This is a genomic window from Cellulomonas sp. plas2, from assembly GCF_057221735.1.
This window is the reverse complement of the sequence record NZ_CM170155.1, coordinates 1,327,479-1,344,326: the sequence shown is the minus strand read 5'-3', so window position 1 is coordinate 1,344,326 and position 16,848 is coordinate 1,327,479. Positions and strand designations below refer to the sequence as shown.

Here is a 16,848-nt window from a genome sequence, read left to right as displayed (position 1 = left end):
CCTCTCCCCCGCCGCGGCCCTCCGCCGCCCGCCCTCCCGCGCCGTCACCCTGGAGCCCCCATGCCCCGCCGCCCCCTGGCCCTCGTCGGCCTCGTCGCCCTCGCGCTGCCGCTGACCGCCTGCGTGCCCAACGAGACCGCGGAGGTGTCCGCGGCCGGGACCGCGGGTGCCGGCGGCGGCACGGGCACCGTGACGGTGAGCTCCACCGCCGACGCCTGCGAGCTGTCGGAGGACACCGCCCCGTCGGGCACGCTGCGGTTCACCGTCGTCAACGACGGCAGCGACGTCACCGAGTTCTACCTGCTGGCCGAGGACGGCCTACGGGTGGTGTCCGAGGTGGAGAACGTCGGCCCCGGCCTGTCCCGGGACCTCGTCGTTCAGGTCGCCCCCGGCACCTACGTCGCCCAGTGCAAGCCCGGCATGGTCGGGGACGGCATCCGCAGCGACTTCACGGTGACCGACTCCGGCACGCCGGTCGGACCGACCGGTGACGTCGCGGAGCAGCTGGCCGCGGCCGAGGCGTCGTACCTGGCCTACGTCCGGGACCAGTCCGGCGCTCTCATCGCCGCCACCCAGGAGTTCGCGGCCGCCTACGCCGCGGGCGACGACGCCACGGCCCGATCCCTGTACGCGCCCACCCGCGTGCACTGGGAGCGCATCGAGCCGGTCGCGGAGTCGTTCGGCGACCTCGACCCGCTGCTGGACCTGCGCGAGGCCGACCTCGAGGAGGGCGCGACCTGGACGGGGTGGCACCTCGTCGAGAAGGACCTGTGGCAGCCGGCGCCCGAGGCGAACGGGGGCGTCGCGTACACGCCGCTCACGCCGGAGCAGCGGCAGGTCGCCGCGGACGACCTCGTCGCCAACACGCAGCGCCTCGTCGACCAGGTGAACGCCCAGGACTTCACGGTCGCCGCGTTCCAGGTCTCCAACGGCGCCAAGGAGCTGCTCGACGAGGTCGCCACGGGCAAGGTCACCGGCGAGGAGGAGATCTGGTCCCACACGGACCTCTGGGACTTCGCGGCGAACGTCGACGGGGCGGACGTCGCCTACGGCGTGCTCGCCGACGTCGTCACCGAGCGCGACCCGGAGCTGGCGACCGAGCTGACCGAGCGGTTCGACACCCTCCAGGGGCTCCTGGCGCAGCACGGCTCGTACGACGCCGGGTTTGCGGGCTACGACACCCTCACCGACGCGCAGGTCAAGGAGCTCGCAGCGGCCGTCGACGCCCTGTCCGAGCCGCTCTCGCGCCTGACCGCCACGGTCACCGGGGCGTGAGGACGCGCCGTGCCCACCGCTGACGCCGTCCCCGACCCCTCGAGCCGCCCGGCGGAGCCCGCCTCGCGCGGGCTGTCCCGGCGCGCCCTGCTGGGCTGGGGCGGCGGGCTGGCGGCGGGTGCGGCCGTCGGGGCGGCGGGCGGCTTCGGCGTCGCACGGGCCTCGGCCGGACCGACCGCCGGGCCGGCCGCGACGCCCGACCCGGGGGCCACCGGCGTCGGCGCGCACCGCACCTACGCCTTCACCGGTCCGCACCAGGCGGGCATCGTCACCCCGGCGCAGGACCGGCTGTACCTGGCGACCTTCGACGTGACGACCGACGACCGCGACCGGCTCGTCGACCTCCTGCGCCGCTGGACCGTCATGGCCGCCCGGCTCACGCAGGGCCTGCCGGCCGGGTCGCTCGGGCCCTCGTCGGGCCCCTACGACGCACCGCCGGACGACACGGGCGAGGCGGCCGACCTGCCCGCCGCAGGCCTCACGCTGACGTTCGGGTTCGGCCGGTCGCTGTTCGTCGGCACGCCGGGAGCCGACGGCTCCCCCGGCGTCGACCGCTTCGGCCTGGCGGCGCGGCTGCCCGCCGCCCTCGTCGAGCTGCCGCACTTCCCGGGCGACGACCTCGACCCCGCGCGCAGCGACGGCGACCTCGTCGTGCAGGCGTGCGCCGACGACCCGCAGGTCGCGGTCCACGCCGTGCGGAACCTCGCGCGCGCCGCCTTCGGCACGGCCACGCTGCGCTGGGCCCAGCTCGGCTACGGCCGCACCTCGTCGACCTCGACGAGCCAGCGCACCCCGCGCAACCTGTTCGGCTTCAAGGACGGCACCTCGAACGTCAAGGCCGAGGAGACCGAGGCGCTCGACGAGCACGTGTGGGTTCCCGCGTCCGCGGCCGACGAGGACGCGGCCGCCGGCACCGACTCGGCGTGGATGACGGGCGGCTCGTACCTCGTCGCCCGGCGCATCCGCATGACCATCGAGACGTGGGACCGGTCCTCCCTGCGCGAGCAGGAGGCCGTCGTCGGCCGGACGAAGGGCGAGGGCGCCCCCCTGTCCGGCGGAACGGAGTTCACCGAGCCCGATCTCGCCGCGACGGGCGCCGACGACGCGCCCCTGGTGCCGGCGGACTCCCACGTGCGCCTCGCCCACCCGACGATGCACGGCGGCGCCCGCATGCTGCGCCGCGGCTACAACTTCACCGACGGCAACGACGGCCTGGGCCGCCTCGACGCCGGCCTGTTCTTCCTCGCCTTCGTCACGGACCCGCGCACGCACTTCATCCCGGTGCAGTCGGCCCTGGCGACGAGGGACGCCCTGCGCGAGTACCTGCTGCACACGGGCTCGGGCCTCTTCGCGGTCCCGCCGGGGGTGCCCTCGGTGCCCACAGGCGCGGACGGCACTCCGACCCTCACCGAGGATGCGCCTTTCGTCGGCGAGACGCTCTTCGCCTGACGGCGCACGAGCTCCGCCACCGCCCGGCGCCGAGGAACGTCCGGATCCGCCGATGACCGGCGCGCCTGCTCGTGCCGCTACGAGGGCCGCCGCGAGGCGATGCTCGAGCCCAACGGCCGACGTTGTCGAGCTAGACCAATGAGATGGGAACGGCGGCCGCCAGCAGCACCAGTTCCGCCGGAGCGCTTGACGACCAGTGCCAGCGTCGACGTCCGTCACCAGGGATGAACACGCTCATCAGCAGGTGGCACACGAAAGCGAGGAGAGTCGCGGTGTAGACGTACGAGAGGCCGTCAGTGAGGCCGCCCGGACGTCGGGCCCCACCGTCGAGTGCGATGCCGAGCGCCAGGTCGACTGCGAGTGCGGCGGAGAATGCCAGCAAAGCAGGGCCGCAGAGCAGGAGATGGACCGCGCGCCCCGTCCGGACCTGCCGCCGATCGCGGCCCAGCCGACGGCCACGTGTCGTTCAACTCCTCGCCCAAGAAGCTCGGATCAGTGCGTCGCACGGCGCGTCGCGGCGGCGCAGGAGGCGCGTCCCCGTCGGTCTACTCCTCTTGCTGCAGCACCGTCGCAGCAGCATGCTCAGGAAGCCGATCAATCGCGGTCGTAGGGCGCCGCGTCGTTCCACCGCATCTACGGCCGCCAGGGCATCGACAGCAGGAACGCCGCCCAACCCTCGTGCGTGTCCTCGCGCACGACGCCGTCGGATGTTCGTACTCGGTAGAGAGTGACCCCGCGGCCTCGCCCGACCTCGATCTGGCCGGCCACGGCCTGTCGTACGACGGACCTCACCACCTCGACCGTTTCGACTGACCGCGGGAGCTCCCACCCTCGCCCCTTGCCCAGCCCGACGATGATGTCTTCCGCCGAGTGCATTCACCAGACACCGACTGCGTCCTCGCGATGGGGGTCCACGTCGACGCCTTCGACGATCCCCGAGTCGTCCGGCAGCTCTCGTCGCACCACGGCAACGGCCCGAAGGCGCGCATCGAGCGCGGCAGCGAGCTGCCGCAGGTCAGCGGTAGTTCGGTCGATCGGGAGCCGGCCCAGTTCGTCATCGCGCGCCACGACCTCAGTGTGGCGCGCCTCGTACTCCTGGCTGTAGGTGACCGCCGGAGGGGCATCCGGATCTGCCGCGTCGAGGGGCGACGCGCTCGTCCGCATCCTCGTCCGCCGCCGCTACGCTCGCCAACGGGTGCTCGGAGCGGCCGACCTGGCGGTAAGGGCGCACTCGGGTCGTCCCCGTTCGGCGTTCGAGAAGGCCAGGAAGTAGACCCCGGTGTGACGCCGCTCCGCTCCCCGAGGGGACACACGTCCCCACAGCTCAGGTGTCAACCGAACCCGCAGCAGTCCCGATCGCGGTCCTGGACGATCACCTCGACCGCGCACACCTCGATCGTGACGCACACCCGGAACGGCCAGCCAGAAGGACTCGCTCCCGCGCCGGCGCCGGCGTCGGCGTCGGCGGCAGCGGCGGCGTGGGTCGCGGGGTGTCCGCACCGGCTCCGCTCGTGCACTTGCCGGCACCTGCCGTCACGGACGACGGTGAGGAGGCACCGGTCGACCGGCTGGCAGCGTCGGAAGGGGCAGACGCCATGCGCACCACCCGCACCTCCAGGGCCCGCACGGCGACCGCGTGCGCCGGCGTCCTGGCCGTCCTCACCGCTGGCGGTGTGACCGCCTGCACCTCGGACGGCTCGTCAGCGGCGCCCGCGACGAGCGCGTCCCCAACCGGCCAGCTGGCGTCGGTCACCGCGAGCGCGACGCCGTCCGAAGCGCCCGCGACGCCCGACGCGTCCCTCGCCCCTACGCCGGTGGTGGCTCCCACAGACGTGCCCGACGAGGTCCTCCTGCCGCCGGCTGCGCTGGACGGGCAGGGGTTGCCGCGGCAGCTCGTCGAGGTCGTCGTCCCCTGGCGACTGCCGCCGGGGTGCGGCGCCGGGCAGCCGGACACGGCGGTCGCCATGCGGGGCCAGGAGCTCGGTACCGGGGAGTTCGAGGCGGTCGTCCCCGTGCAGCAGGTCGCCGTGTTCCCCGACGCCGCGGCGGCCGTGGTGGAGCTGGACCGCGTCCGCGGCCGGCTCGCCGGGTGCGCTCCTGAGGAACCGGACGCAACGACCGTGTACGTCCGTGAGGACGTGGCCGTCGGCGCGCAGGGCACAGGTCTCGCGACGTCGTACAACGGCGGGACCGACGACGGAGCGCTGGGTACCTACGCCGTGCTCACCCGGCGCGGCAACGCGGTGGTTCTCGTCGGGGGCGAGGGGGGCGAACGCAACCTGGGCGACGCCCGCGCTCAGGAGACTGCGCACGCGCAGGCGGCCTGGGAGCTCCTGGCGCGGTACGAGCTCGACGCGGACTGAGGTCGGCCTCGGCCCTCGTCGGCGGCGCGGTGCGCGGGCCGCCGCTACTGCGTCGCGGCCGCCAGTGCCCGGCGCAGAGCGGCGACGTGCGCACCGTCGCCGTCGACGGTCAGCGCGTCCCGGTCGCCGCGGCCCCACAGCCACAGCAGCACCGCGTCCGGCGCGCCCCGTACCGTGGCGGCCGCGGTCGGGTCGGTGGACCTCACCTCCGCCTGCGCGCCCGTGACCTCGACACCCCAGGCCCTCCCGCCCGCCTCGACGACGACCGACGACCGGAGGTCCGGCCCGATGCCCGACGAGGGACCGTCGGCGGGAAGCGACAGCGGGAGGAAGACCGTGAGCACCTCGTCGATCCCGTCGAGCGCCAGCGCCGGGTCGACGAGGGACGGCTCGCCGGCCGCCTGCTCGAGGTCGACCCGGTGGATCAACGTCTCCTGCGCCATGCGTCGCTGCCAGAAGGACAGCCGGCCGTCCGGCGTCGGCCAGGTCCAGCACGGCGTCAGGGACGGCCGGTCGACCGCCGCGAGGATGGCACCCGTGCCCCGGTCGAGGTGGGCGAGGGCGGCCTCGTCGGGCAGCGGGGCGCCCGCCGCGTCCCCCGGCGGCACGCGGTGACCGACGGCGATCGCCGTCGACTGGCGCAGGTAGACGTCGGCGACGTGACGGACGACGTCTTCGACGGTCCAGCCCGGGCAGCCGGGCACGGGCGCCGACGGATCCAGCTCCCGGGCGAGCGCCCGCAGCCGTGCCACGTCCTGGCGCAGGGCGTTGAGATGGGTCGCGCCGTCGAGGGGCGGCAGCAGCGCATCCGGATTCACGGGATGAGCGTGCCAGGCCCAGGAGGTCCAGAGGGCCGGCACGGGTCGTGGCGCCGTCTCTCACTCCTCGCCCGGCGGGACGAGGCGCGTGATACGACCGCCCGTGACCACGGCCAGCGAGCCGTCGGCCAGCGTGTGCGTGGACATCGAGCTGGCGGTCAGCACGGTCCCGCCGGCCGGGTCCGGCAGCGTCCACAGCTCCTCGCCCGACCGCAGGTCCCGCGCGACGACGACCGGGCCGGCCGCCGCCGGCTCGACCTGCAGCACGCGGCACCCGTCCGTCGCGAAGCCGACCGGCTGCCCGTAGGCCGTGCCCGTCGGGGACCAGACCGCGGCGCCCGTCGCCGCGTCGAGCGCCGTGACGCCCCGCATCGTCGGGACGAGGACGCGCTCCGCCAGCACGGTGGTGCCCTCGGACGGGCCGGGCATCGGCTCGCTGACCCACAGCCGGGCGCCGGAGGTCGCGTCGTGGGCGGCCAGGACCGTGCCCTCGACGCCGCGCACGACCGCGGTCACGTGGACGACGTCCGGCCCGCTGCCGTCGTCGAGCCGGACCTCGACGAGGTCGCCGGGCACGGTAGCGGGCACGGTAGCGAGTTCGGGGCCGGGCTCGGGCGCGGCCACGTCCTCGCCGGTCGTCGCGTCGAACCAGGTCCTGCCGGCGGCGGTCACGACGGCCGCCCGCCTCTCGTCGTCCACCCCGACCCACGTGGCCCGCGGGTCGACGTCGGGGAACGCGCGCGTCCAGCCCGTCGCGCCGGTCCTGATGGAGGACGCCACCAGCCTCGCCCCGCCGTCGTCGCCGGGGACGAGGTCGAGGAACAGCGACGCCGTCATCGCCACCGGGCTGCGGAGGTCGCGCGGCACCTCGCGCACCAGCGCGCCGGTCCTGCCGTCCCGCACGGTCACCGCACCGGCACCGACGAGGGACGTGCCGTCCTGCCGGCACACGACGACGGTCTCGTCTCGCGGGGCCGCCGGCCCCTCGCCGCCGAGGAAGGTGCAGCTCCCGACGTCGGAGAACAGCACCCGCCCCGTGGCCAGGTCGACCGCGTCGGTGCCGGCCGGCTCCCGGGCGACGAGCACGACGTCGTCCCCGGTGCCCCGCAGCCACCGGCCCTCCACCGACCACGCCTCGACGAGCGGGCGGTCGAGGTCCACCGAGAGGCCGTCGAGCGCGCGCAGGCGGGCGTCCTCGCGCGCGACCTGCACCTGGGCCGTCACCACCCACGCCGCCAGACCCGCGGCGGCGGCACCGGCGATGAAGGCCCGTGCACGGCGGCCGGATCGCCGGGGTCGTACCGGCGGCTCCCCCGCCCGCAGGGGTGGCGCGGGCACGTCTCGTCGGGCTCGTCGTCCCACACGACCTCGTGCTCGACCCGCCGCCCCGCCCGTGCGCGCACCTGGGCCTCCTCCTGCTGCCGCCCGACCCGATCAGACCACAGGGGCGCGGCGCGCGTCAGTCGCCGGCGCGGTGCAGCGGCACCGGACCGCAGGGGCGACCGGCACGGCCTCAGCCGTAGTCGGCCCAGAGGCGACGGGCGACGCCGTCCACCGTCATCGTGCCGCCGTAGGGCACGACCCACTGCGGCCGCGTGTGGCCGAACGGGGGTCCGACCACGACCGGGGCGTCGGCGTTGTAGCGCCCGACCACGTCCACGACCACGTCCCGCTGCGCCTCACGGCGGCGACGGCGCTCGTCGGCCCCGGGGCGGTCGGTGAAGTCCGAGGTGGGCGGCCGCGCGGCCACGACGGCGGCCACGGCCCCGAGCACCCCCCGCTCCCCGAGGGAGCGCAGGATCCAGCCGAGCTCCCGCGGCGGGATGAGCTCCTCGGAGGTCTCCACCAGCAGGACGGCGCCGGTGAGCACGCCCGGGTCCGCCGGGAACCGTCCCGCCGTGAGGAGCCACTGCAGCACCTCGGCGCAGCCGCCCCAGGTGGGGCCGGTGACGGTGCGCGCGGGCCCCGCCCACGTCCACGGCTCGGTCGGCTCCCGCTCGCCGTGCTCCGTGAGCGCGCGCGGGTCGAGCCAGTCGTGCCCCAGGTCCTCCGACTCGCCAGGCTCCGTCACCTCGAGCCTCCCGCCGGTGAGCAGCGCCGCCCGTAGCGACCGTGCGTGCACCTCGTCGGCCCGCGGCCCCGGCCCGAGGTGGACCTGCGTCGACCCGCCGTAGTAGCCCGCGACACCGTTGGTCCAGAGCCAGGTCAGGATGTTGGTGTTGTCGCTGTACCCGAGGAACGGCTTGGGGTCGTCGCGCACGGCCGCGGCGTCCAGGTGCGGGACGACGGTGATCTGGTCCTCACCGCCGACCGTCGCGACCACGGCGCGGATGTGGGGGTCCGCGAACGCCGCGTTGAGGTCGGCGGCCCGGTCGACGGCGCTCGCGCCCAGGCGACGGGTCGTCGGGTACTCGACGGGGACGAGACCGGTCACCTCCGTCAGGCGTCGCATCGCCTGCTCGTGCACGGCGGGTGCGAAGCCCGGCGCCGCGAACGACGGCGAGAGCACGGCGACGCGGTCCCCCGGCTGCGCCTTGGCGGGCTGGACGAGCGGTCGCACGACGGGCGGCACCTGCCGGAGGCCGGACGTCTCAATCCCCGATGCCGTGCCAGAGCAGGCGCGCCACCTCGGCGGCCGTGCCCGACATCGACGGGTACACCGTGGACGCGTTGGCCAGCGCGTCGACCTGCATGCGGTGCGTGACGGCCAGCGTCAGCGGGTAGACCGCCTCCGACGCGCGCGGCCCGACGACGACCGCGCCCAGCACGGTGCCCGACCCCTCCCGCGCGAAGATCTTGAAGAACCCGTCGCGCACGCCGAGCATCTTCGCGCGCGGGTTGCGGGACAGCGGGAGCATCTGGGTCTCGTACTTGATGCCCAGCTCCCGCAGCCGCGACTCGCTGCGGCCCACCGTGGCGATCTCCGGGTTGGTGAAGACGTTGGCGGCCACGGCCCGCAGCGACAGCGGCTGCACGAGGTCCCCGAGCGCGTGCGACATGGCGATGCGACCCTGCGTCGCCGCGACGGAGGCCAGCGGGTAGATGCCCGTGCAGTCCCCGGCAGCGTACACGCCGCGCGCCGTGGTGCGTGAGACGCGGTCGACCTCGATGTGACCCGACGCGCTGACGGCGACGCCCGCCGACTCGAGGCCCAGGTCGTCCGTGTTGGGGACGGCACCGACGGCCATGAGGACGTGCGATCCCTCGATCTCGCGGCCGTCCTCGAGCGTGACGACGACGCCGTCGGCCGTGCGGCGGGCCTTGCTCGCGCGCGACCGGCTCATCACGGTCATGCCGCGCTGGCGGAACACGCGCTCGAGCGTCTCCGCCGCGTCGGCGTCCTCCCCCGGCAGCACGCGGTCGCGCGACGAGACGAGCACGACGTGCGAGCCCAACGAGGTGAAGGCCCCGGCGAACTCCGCGCCCGTGACGCCGGAGCCGACGACGATCAGGCGCTCCGGCAGCCGGTCCAGGTCGTAGAGCTGCGTCCACGTGAGGATGCGCTCGCCGTCGGGCTGGGCGTCGGGCAGCGCGCGCGGCGTGGCGCCCGTCGCCAGCAGGACGGCGTCGGCCTCCAGCGTCTCGCTCTCGCCGTCGGCCGTCTCGACGACGACCTTGTCGGGCCCGTCCAGCCGGCCGTGGCCCCGCAGCACCCGCACGCCGTCGTTCGTCAGGCGCGTGCGGATGTCCGCGGACTGCGCCGCCGCCAGCGCCTTCACGCGCGTGTTCACCGCGGCGAGGTCGATGACGTGCCGCGCGTCCGTACCCGACCCGGGCAGCCCCTCGACGCGGATCCCCAGCTCGGGGGCCCGGTCGGCGATGGTCAGCCACTCGGCGGTGGCGATGAGGGTCTTCGACGGCATGACGTCGGTGAGCACCGCGGCGCCGCCCACGCCCTGCCGCTCGACGACCGTGACCTCCGCACCCTGACGGCGGGCGACGAGCGCGGCCTCGTAGCCGCCGGGCCCGCCCCCGACGACGACGACGCGGGTGGCCGGGCGGGGCGCGGTGGTGGGGCTCACGGCACCCATTCTGCCCGAACGGGTGACGCGCACCCGCACGGGCGGGCGTCGCGACGAGGGCTAGCCTCAGGCGCCATGACGACGCCCTCGCTCGACGACCCCACGACCGACCCGATGCAGGTGGCGCGCGCCGCCGCCGAGGCCCTCGCGGCGGCCACCGGCGTCGAGCAGCACGACGTCGCTCTCGTCCTCGGCTCCGGCTGGGGCGGGGCCGCCGACCTGCTCGGGGAGACGGTGGCCGAGGTGGCCAGCACGGACCTGCCCGGCTTCACGGCACCGGCCGTCGTCGGCCACGTCGGGACGCTCCGTTCGGTGCGCATCACGACCGACGCCGGCACCAAGCACGCCCTCGTGCTCGGCTCGCGCACGCACCTGTACGAGGGCCGCGGGGTGCGCGCCGTCGTGCACGGGATCCGGACGGCGGCGGCCGCGGGCTGCTCGACCGTGGTCCTCACCAACGGCTGCGGTGGGCTGGACCCGAGCTGGGGCCCGGGGACGCCGGTGCTCATCAGCGACCACATCAACCTCACGGCGGCCTCGCCGCTGGAGGGCGCCACCTTCGTCGACCTGACGGACCTGTACTCCTCCCGCCTGCGGGCGGTCGCGCGCGAGGTCGACCCCGCGCTGCCCGAGGGCGTGTACGTGCAGTTCCGCGGGCCGCACTACGAGACGCCCGCCGAGGTGCGGATGGCCGGGATCCTCGGCGGCCACCTCGTCGGGATGAGCACGACGCTCGACGCGATCGCCGCCCGGCACGCGGGCATGGAGGTGCTGGGCATCTCCCTCGTGACGAACCTCGCGGCCGGCGTCGGCTCCGAGCCGCTCTCGCACGAGGAGGTCCTCGAGGCGGGCCGGGCCGCCGGCCCGCGGATCAGCGCGCTCCTGGCGGACGTCGTCCGGCGCCTCTGACGTCCCCGGCGGCGGGTCGGCCGCTAGCGTGGCCCCATGAGCGCGGACGTCGACCTGGCCATCCTCGAGCAGCAGGTCCAGGCCTGGATCGACGACGACCCCGACGCGACGACCGCGCAGGAGCTGCGGGACCTGCTCGGGCGGGCCCGCACGCAGCCCGAGGGCTGGGAGCCCGGGCAGGAGACGCACGACCTGCGCGTGCTCAGCGTGCTGTCCGACACCGGTGCCGCGCGCGAGGAGCTCGCCGACCGGTTCGCGGGCACCCTGCAGTTCGGGACGGCCGGGCTGCGCGGGCGCCTCGGCGGCGGGCCCAACCGCATGAACCGGGCCGTGGTGATCCGGGCGGCCTCCGGGCTGGCCGACTTCCTGCTCGGCGAGACCGAGGGGGCGGGCGGCCCGCCCGTCGTCGTCGTGGGGTACGACGCCCGGCACCGGTCGGTGGACTTCGCGCACGACACGGCGGCCGTCCTCACGGCCGTCGGGTGCGACGTGCGCCTGCTGCCGGGGCCGCTGCCGACGCCGGTCCTGGCCTTCGCGGTGCGGCACCTCGGGGCGGACGCCGGCGTCATGGTCACCGCCTCGCACAACCCGCCGCAGGACAACGGCTACAAGGTCTACCTCGGCGGCCGGGTGGTGCACGGCGCGGGCCAGGGCGCCCAGATCGTGCCGCCGTACGACGGCGGGATCGCCGCGGCCATCGCGCGCGTGCCCTCCGTCGCGAGCGTCCCGCGAGCCGCGAGCGGCTGGACCGTCCTCGGGCCGGAGGTGGCCGAGGCGTACGTGGCGAGCGTGCTCGGCTCGGCGCCGCCCGGGCGTCCCGCGGCGGACCTGTCCATCGTGCTCACGCCCATGCACGGCGTCGGCGGCGCGATCGCCCTGCGGGTGCTGCAGGCGGCCGGGTTCGGCCGGGTGCAGCTCGTCCCGCAGCAGGCCGCGCCCGACCCCGATTTCCCCACGGTCGACTTCCCCAACCCCGAGGAGCCGGGCGCGATCGACCTCTCGCTCGTCCTGGCGGCCACGGTCGACGCGGACCTGGTCCTCGCGCTCGACCCCGACGCCGACCGCTGCGCCGTCGCGCTGCGCGACCCGCGGGCCGCCCTCCCGACCGCCCCCGGCACGGCCGCGGCCGACGGGTGGCGCATGCTGCACGGCGACGAGACGGGCTCGCTGCTGGGCGCGGCCGTGGCCGCGCTCGTGGCCGGCGGTGAGGCGGGCGGCACCGCGTGGCCGACCGGCGACGACCCCGGGGATGCCGCCGCCGACGGGCCGGCGCTCGCCTCCTCCATCGTCTCCTCCCGCCTGCTGGGCCGGATCGCCGCGGCGCACGGCCTACGGCACGTGCAGACGCTGACGGGCTTCAAGTGGATCGCACGCGTACCGGGGCTCGCCTTCGGCTACGAGGAGGCGCTGGGCCTGTGCGTCGACCCCGCGCACGTGCGGGACAAGGACGGCATCTCGGCGGCCCTGGCGGTCGCGCGGCTCGCGGCGGACCTCGCGGCGCAGGGGCGCACCCTCGTGGACGCGCTCGACGACCTCGCCCGCGCCCACGGCCTGCACCTGACGGACCAGGTCTCCGCGCGCTTCACCGACCTCGACGCGATCGGCACGACGATGGACCGCGTCCGCGACCAGCCTCCGACGTCCCTCGGCGGCTCCCCCGTGGTCGAGACCGTCGACCTGGCGGCCGGCACCGACGACGACCGCGGTGGCCTGCCGCCGACGGCCGGCCTGCGCCTCGTCGCCGAGGACGGCACGCGCGTCGTCGTGCGGCCCAGCGGCACCGAGCCGAAGGTGAAGTGCTACCTCGAGGTGGTGCAGGCGGTCGCGCCGGACGCGTCGTACGAGGACGTGAGCGCCGCGCGGGAGCGGGCGCGGGAGCGGCTCGACGCGCTGGCCGACGAGGTGCGCGCCGCGCTCGGGCTCAGCGCCTGACCCCTGCGGGTCCGGGCGTCAGTAGCCCGGGCCCGCCTCGACGCCGGCGAGCACCGCAGCGGTCCCCGACAGCCCCAGCCGGGTGGCGCCGGCCGCGACCATCGCCAGGGCGTCCTCCGCCGTGCGGATGCCGCCCGACGCCTTGACGCCTAGCGCGCCCCCGACCGTCTGCGCCATGAGCCGCACCGCGTGCACGGTCGCGCCGCCCGCCGGGTGGAAGCCCGTGGACGTCTTGACGAAGTCCGCCCCCGCGCTCTGCGCGGCGCGGCAGGCCCCGACGACGGCGTCGTCGTCCAGCGCCGCCGACTCGATGATGACCTTGAGCAGCGCGGGGGCCGGCACGGCGGCGCGCACGGCCGCGATGTCCGCGGTGACGCCGTCCCAGTCGCCGGCACGCGCGGCGCCCACGTCGATCACCATGTCGACCTCGTCGGCGCCGTCGGCGACGGACCGGGCCGCCTCGGCCGCCTTGACCTCGCTGCGGTGCTTGCCCGACGGGAACCCGCAGACCGTGGCGACCTTCAGGCCGGGGGCCCCGGACAGGTCCAGCGGCAGGAACGACGGCGACACGCAGACGGAGAAGACGCCGAGCCGCGCGCCCTCGGCGACGAGCGCCGCGACGTCCTCGGCCGTCGCCTCCGGCTTGAGCAGGGTGTGGTCGACGTAGCGGGCCAGCGCGGCGGGGTCGAGCCGGCTGGCGGCGGGGTCGGAGACGGTCACGGGACGTCCTCTCGGGTCGGGTCGAGCACGGCCGCCCACGCGGGCGCGATCACGGTGTCGACGAGCCGGGTGCGCTCGTCGTGGTGCAGGAAGCTCGCGCGGGCGGCCCGCACGGTGGCGTCGCGCAGGTCCGCCAAGGTCCAGCCCGCCTCGTCGACGAGCAGGGCCATCTCCGCCGTCAGGCTCGTGCCGGACTGGAGGCGGTTGTCGGTGTTGACCGTGACGGCGAAGCCGAGGTCGCGCAGCCGCGTGGCGGGGTGCGTGGCGGCGCTCGTGGCGCCGCCGGTCTGCAGGTTCGACGACGGGCAGGTCTCGAGGACCGTGCCGCGGTCGCGGACCCAGTGCGCCACCTCGCCGAGCCGCCCGTCGGGCGCCACGTCGTCCGCCACGTGGATGCCGTGCCCGAGGCGCAGCGCGCCGACCTGCAGCGCGCCGCGCACGGACGGCACCCCGGCGGCCTCCCCCGCGTGCACGGTCACGGGCAGCAGCGCGGACCGGGCCAGCGCGAACGCCTCGGCGTGGTCCGTGGCCGGGAAGCCGTCCTCCGGCCCGGCCAGGTCCAGCCCGACGACCCCGGTGCCCCCGCCCGTGCCCCCGCCCGTGCCCTCGCCCGTGCCCCCGCCCGTGCCCCCGCCCGTGCCCCCGCCCGTGCCCCCGTCCCTGCCCGACCCCGTGCCCACCCGGTGGGCCACGGCGAGCGCCGCGACCTCCGCGCTGCGACGGGTCTGGCGCATGGCGCACAGCAGCGCGCCGACGCGGATCGCCCGGCCCGCGGCGGCGGCTGCGCGCACGCCCTCGTCGAAGCCGGCGTTCACGGCGGCGACGACCTCGTCGAGCTTCAGGCCGCGCTGCACGTGCAGCTCCGGCGCGTACCGGACCTCCGCCAGGACGACGCCGTCGGCCGCCAGGTCCTCGACCGCCTCGCGCGCGACACGGCGCAGCGCCTCCGGCGTCTGCATCGCCGCCACCGTGTGCGCGAACGTCTCGAGGTACCGCTCGAGGGAGCCCGACGACGCCGCCGCGACGAACCAGGCCGCGAGATCGTCGGGGTCGGTCGTCGGCAGCGCGTGCCCGGCCTCGGCGCACAGCTCGACGACCGTCGCCGGCCGCAGGCCGCCGTCGAGGTGGTCGTGCAGCAGGACCTTGGGCAGCGGCCTCAGCAGCGCGGCCGTCGAGGAGGTCATGGCGCCACCGTACCGACCCGTCACGGGTCGCCGTGACGGGTGGCCGTGACGCCGAGCCTCAGGGCTGGGTGGGCGCGTCCTCGCCGCCGAACGGGGAGGCGTCGAGGCCGGACTCGCCCTCGCCGGTCGCCGCCGGCCCCGCGCCGTCGCCCGACACCTCGTCCTCGTCGCCCGCGTCGTGCGCGGGGCGCGGGGCCGAGCTCTCGTCGGGCGCGAACGGGCCGTTGCCGCCCGGGCTGGACGCCGCCAGCCCCGCGTCCCGGAACGCGTCGTCTCCTGGCACCGTGCTCATGGCGCACCTCCACCTCGTCGGGGCGGCCATCGTCGCCCCGACCGGGCCCGGGCGCGACCGGGCGCGCCCCGGGCGAGACCAAGGCGCGTCCAGGACGTCGACCCGCCCCGGGGGCGGCGGTGCGTCAGGCGGAGATGCGGTCGAGCACGAGCGGCGTCACGGGCACGTCGGTCCCCGGCGGCGCCACCTCGACGGCGTCGGCCAGGGCCTCGTGGGCACGGGCGAACCGCTCGGGGGTGTCCGTGTGCAGGGTCAGCAGGGGCTGCCCGGCGCGCACGACGTCCCCCGGGCGGGCGTGCCACCGCACCCCCGCGCCGGCCTGCACGGCGTCCTCCTTGCGCGCGCGCCCGGCGCCGAGACGCCAGGCGGCGACCCCGACGGCGAGCGCGTCGAGCCGCGCGAGCACCCCGTCCGCCGGTGCGACGACCGTCTCGGTCTCCCGCGCCGTCGGCAGCGGCGCGTCCGGGTCGCCCCCCTGCGCGCGGATCATCGCGCGCCACACGTCCATCGCCCGGCCGTCCGTCAGGGCCGGGGCGGGGTCGACGTCACCGCACCCTGCCGCCGCGAGCATCTCCCGCGCCAGCGCCACGGTGAGCTCCACGACGTCGGCCGGACCGCCGCCGGCGAGCACCTCCACCGACTCCTGGACCTCGAGCGCGTTGCCCGCGGTCAGGCCGAGCGGGGTCGACATGTCCGTGAGCAGCGCGACGGTCGTGACGCCCGCATCCGTGCCGAGCGCGACCATGACCTCGGCGAGCTCCCGGGCGCGCGCCTCGTCCTTCATGAACGCCCCGGAGCCGACCTTGACGTCGAGGACGAGCGAGCCCGTCCCCTCGGCGATCTTCTTGCTCATGATGGAGCTAGCGATGAGGGGCACGGCCTCGACGGTGCCGGTCACGTCGCGCAGGGCGTAGAGCTTGCGGTCGGCCGGCGCCAGGCCGGATCCGGCCTGGCAGATGACGGCGCCGACCTCCTCGAGCTGCGCCTTCATCTCGTCGTTCGACAGCGCCGCGCGCCAGCCCGCGATCGACTCGAGCTTGTCGAGCGTCCCGCCCGTGTGGCCGAGGCCGCGGCCGGACAGCTGCGGCACCGCGACGCCGAACACGGCGACGAGCGGGGCCAACGGCAGCGTGATCTTGTCGCCGACGCCGCCCGTCGAGTGCTTGTCGGCGGTGGGCCGGGACAGGCCGGAGAAGTCCATCCGCTCGCCCGTGGCGATCATCGCGGCCGTCCAGCGGGCGACCTCGGCGCGCTCCATCCCGTTGAGCAGGATCGCCATGGCGAGGGCGGACATCTGCTCCTCGGCGACGACCCCGCGCGTGTAGGCGTCGACGACCCAGTCCACCTGAGCGTCGGTCAGGACGCCGCGGTCGCGCTTGGTGCGGATGACGTCGACGGCGTCGAACGGCTCGGGGCGGGACCCGCCCGTCGCGGCGCTCACGCCCGGTCCGTCAGGTCGTCCGGACCGAAGGCGTCCGGCAGCACCTCGGTCATGGGGCGGATGCCGCTGACCGTGTCGACGAGCAGCCGCGCGCCGCCGGCCTCCCACAGGAGCTGGCGGCACCGCCCGCAGGGCATGAGCGCGGCGCCGTGCTTGTCGACGCACGCGAACGCGACGAGCCGGCCGCCGCCCGTGCCGTGCAGCGCCCCGACGAGCGCGCACTCGGCGCACAGGCCGACGCCGTAGGAGGCGTTCTCCACGTTGCAGCCCGTCACGACGCGGCCGTCGTCGACGAGCGCGGCGCAGCCGACGGGGAACCCCGAGTAGGGCGCGTAGGCGTGCGTCATGGCCTCGCGCGCCGCGGCGCGCAGGGCGTCCCAGTCGACGTCGGGGACGGACCCGGGACCGGTCGGTGTGGGTGCTGCGGTGGGGGCGCTCACGCG

At 76.1% G+C, this 16,848-nt stretch carries 15 protein-coding genes; 5 read left to right on the top strand and 10 right to left on the bottom strand.

Annotated elements, in window-relative coordinates; genetic code table 11:
- Positions 1-60 precede the first annotated feature (60 nt).
- Together efeO and efeB are read left to right on the top strand one after the other, a co-directional pair.
- The gene (efeO, locus tag AC2TDM_RS06080) at positions 61-1,275 is read left to right on the top strand and encodes an iron uptake system protein EfeO (protein ID WP_090033606.1); all 1,215 of its coding nucleotides are present in this window, start codon (positions 61-63) and stop codon (positions 1,273-1,275) included.
- A gap of 9 nt (positions 1,276-1,284) precedes the next feature.
- The gene (gene efeB / locus AC2TDM_RS06075; RefSeq protein WP_484636130.1) at positions 1,285-2,724 is read left to right on the top strand and encodes an iron uptake transporter deferrochelatase/peroxidase subunit; all 1,440 of its coding nucleotides are present in this window, start codon (positions 1,285-1,287) and stop codon (positions 2,722-2,724) included.
- Positions 2,725-3,600: 876 nt separating this feature from the next.
- On the opposite strand, the gene AC2TDM_RS06070 is transcribed toward efeB, so the two are convergent.
- The gene (locus AC2TDM_RS06070; RefSeq protein WP_484636129.1) at positions 3,601-3,792 is read right to left on the bottom strand and encodes a hypothetical protein; all 192 of its coding nucleotides are present in this window, start codon (positions 3,790-3,792) and stop codon (positions 3,601-3,603) included.
- Positions 3,793-4,538: 746 nt separating this feature from the next.
- Between AC2TDM_RS06070 and AC2TDM_RS06065 the strand changes: the two genes are divergently transcribed.
- Entirely contained in the window at positions 4,539-5,087 is a 549-nt protein-coding gene (locus AC2TDM_RS06065; RefSeq protein WP_484636128.1) for a sensor domain-containing protein, read from the top strand.
- Between the two features lie 44 nt (positions 5,088-5,131).
- Here the strand turns inward: AC2TDM_RS06065 and AC2TDM_RS06060 are convergent, their stop codons facing one another.
- The 4 genes from AC2TDM_RS06060 to AC2TDM_RS06045 form a co-directional block, all read right to left on the bottom strand.
- A complete protein-coding gene (locus AC2TDM_RS06060; protein WP_175499539.1) occupies positions 5,132-5,905 on the bottom strand; it encodes a maleylpyruvate isomerase family mycothiol-dependent enzyme in 774 nt (257 codons plus the stop codon).
- A gap of 60 nt (positions 5,906-5,965) precedes the next feature.
- Positions 5,966-7,243, bottom strand: coding sequence for an outer membrane protein assembly factor BamB family protein (locus tag AC2TDM_RS06055; protein ID WP_484636127.1), 1,278 nt, complete (start codon positions 7,241-7,243; stop codon positions 5,966-5,968).
- Between the two features lie 175 nt (positions 7,244-7,418).
- Complete coding sequence (locus AC2TDM_RS06050) at positions 7,419-8,465, bottom strand: LD-carboxypeptidase (RefSeq protein ID WP_484636126.1); 1,047 nt, start codon at positions 8,463-8,465, stop codon at positions 7,419-7,421.
- Between the two features lie 31 nt (positions 8,466-8,496).
- Positions 8,497-9,936 (bottom strand): NAD(P)H-quinone dehydrogenase, encoded by a 1,440-nt coding sequence (locus AC2TDM_RS06045; RefSeq protein ID WP_484636125.1) that lies wholly within the window; start codon positions 9,934-9,936, stop codon positions 8,497-8,499.
- Positions 9,937-10,002: 66 nt separating this feature from the next.
- On the opposite strand from AC2TDM_RS06045, the gene AC2TDM_RS06040 reads away from it, so the two are divergent.
- Both AC2TDM_RS06040 and AC2TDM_RS06035 read left to right on the top strand, forming a co-directional pair.
- On the top strand, positions 10,003-10,836 hold the full coding sequence (locus AC2TDM_RS06040; protein WP_484636124.1) for a purine-nucleoside phosphorylase: 834 nt from the start codon (positions 10,003-10,005) through the stop codon (positions 10,834-10,836).
- 36 nt (positions 10,837-10,872) lie between these two features.
- Positions 10,873-12,768: a phospho-sugar mutase gene (locus AC2TDM_RS06035; protein WP_484636123.1), complete on the top strand. Its 1,896-nt coding sequence runs from the start codon at positions 10,873-10,875 to the stop codon at positions 12,766-12,768.
- Positions 12,769-12,786: 18 nt separating this feature from the next.
- Here AC2TDM_RS06035 and deoC read toward each other — a convergent pair whose 3' ends face one another.
- The 5 genes from deoC to AC2TDM_RS06010 form a co-directional block, all read right to left on the bottom strand.
- A complete protein-coding gene (deoC, locus tag AC2TDM_RS06030) occupies positions 12,787-13,488 on the bottom strand; it encodes a deoxyribose-phosphate aldolase (RefSeq protein ID WP_239078751.1) in 702 nt (233 codons plus the stop codon).
- On the bottom strand, positions 13,485-14,672 hold the full coding sequence (locus AC2TDM_RS06025) for an adenosine deaminase (protein WP_484636122.1): 1,188 nt from the start codon (positions 14,670-14,672) through the stop codon (positions 13,485-13,487). The genes deoC and AC2TDM_RS06025 overlap by 4 nt, the downstream gene beginning before the upstream one ends.
- Before the next feature lie 58 nt (positions 14,673-14,730).
- The gene (locus AC2TDM_RS06020; protein WP_090033579.1) at positions 14,731-14,964 is read right to left on the bottom strand and encodes a hypothetical protein; all 234 of its coding nucleotides are present in this window, start codon (positions 14,962-14,964) and stop codon (positions 14,731-14,733) included.
- A gap of 124 nt (positions 14,965-15,088) precedes the next feature.
- Positions 15,089-16,405 carry a thymidine phosphorylase gene (locus AC2TDM_RS06015; RefSeq protein WP_484636121.1) on the bottom strand — a complete coding sequence of 439 codons (1,317 nt, stop codon included), beginning with the start codon at positions 16,403-16,405 and terminating at the stop codon, positions 15,089-15,091.
- On the bottom strand, positions 16,402-16,845 hold the full coding sequence (locus AC2TDM_RS06010) for a cytidine deaminase (RefSeq protein ID WP_175499538.1): 444 nt from the start codon (positions 16,843-16,845) through the stop codon (positions 16,402-16,404). The genes AC2TDM_RS06015 and AC2TDM_RS06010 overlap by 4 nt, the downstream gene beginning before the upstream one ends.
- Between the last annotated feature and the right edge of the window lie 3 nt (positions 16,846-16,848).

What these genes read in the sequence shown, in the direction of transcription:
- efeO (WP_090033606.1), top strand. Translation starts at nt 61, where the DNA reads ATGCCCCGCCGCCCCCTGGCCCTCGTCGGCCTCGTCGCCCTCGCGCTG.
- AC2TDM_RS06045 (WP_484636125.1), bottom strand. Translation starts at nt 9,936, where the DNA reads ATGGGTGCCGTGAGCCCCACCACCGCGCCCCGCCCGGCCACCCGCGTC.
- AC2TDM_RS06040 (WP_484636124.1), top strand. Translation starts at nt 10,003, where the DNA reads ATGACGACGCCCTCGCTCGACGACCCCACGACCGACCCGATGCAGGTG.
- AC2TDM_RS06035 (WP_484636123.1), top strand. Translation starts at nt 10,873, where the DNA reads ATGAGCGCGGACGTCGACCTGGCCATCCTCGAGCAGCAGGTCCAGGCC.
- AC2TDM_RS06025 (WP_484636122.1), bottom strand. Translation starts at nt 14,672, where the DNA reads ATGACCTCCTCGACGGCCGCGCTGCTGAGGCCGCTGCCCAAGGTCCTG.
- AC2TDM_RS06020 (WP_090033579.1), bottom strand. Translation starts at nt 14,964, where the DNA reads ATGAGCACGGTGCCAGGAGACGACGCGTTCCGGGACGCGGGGCTGGCG.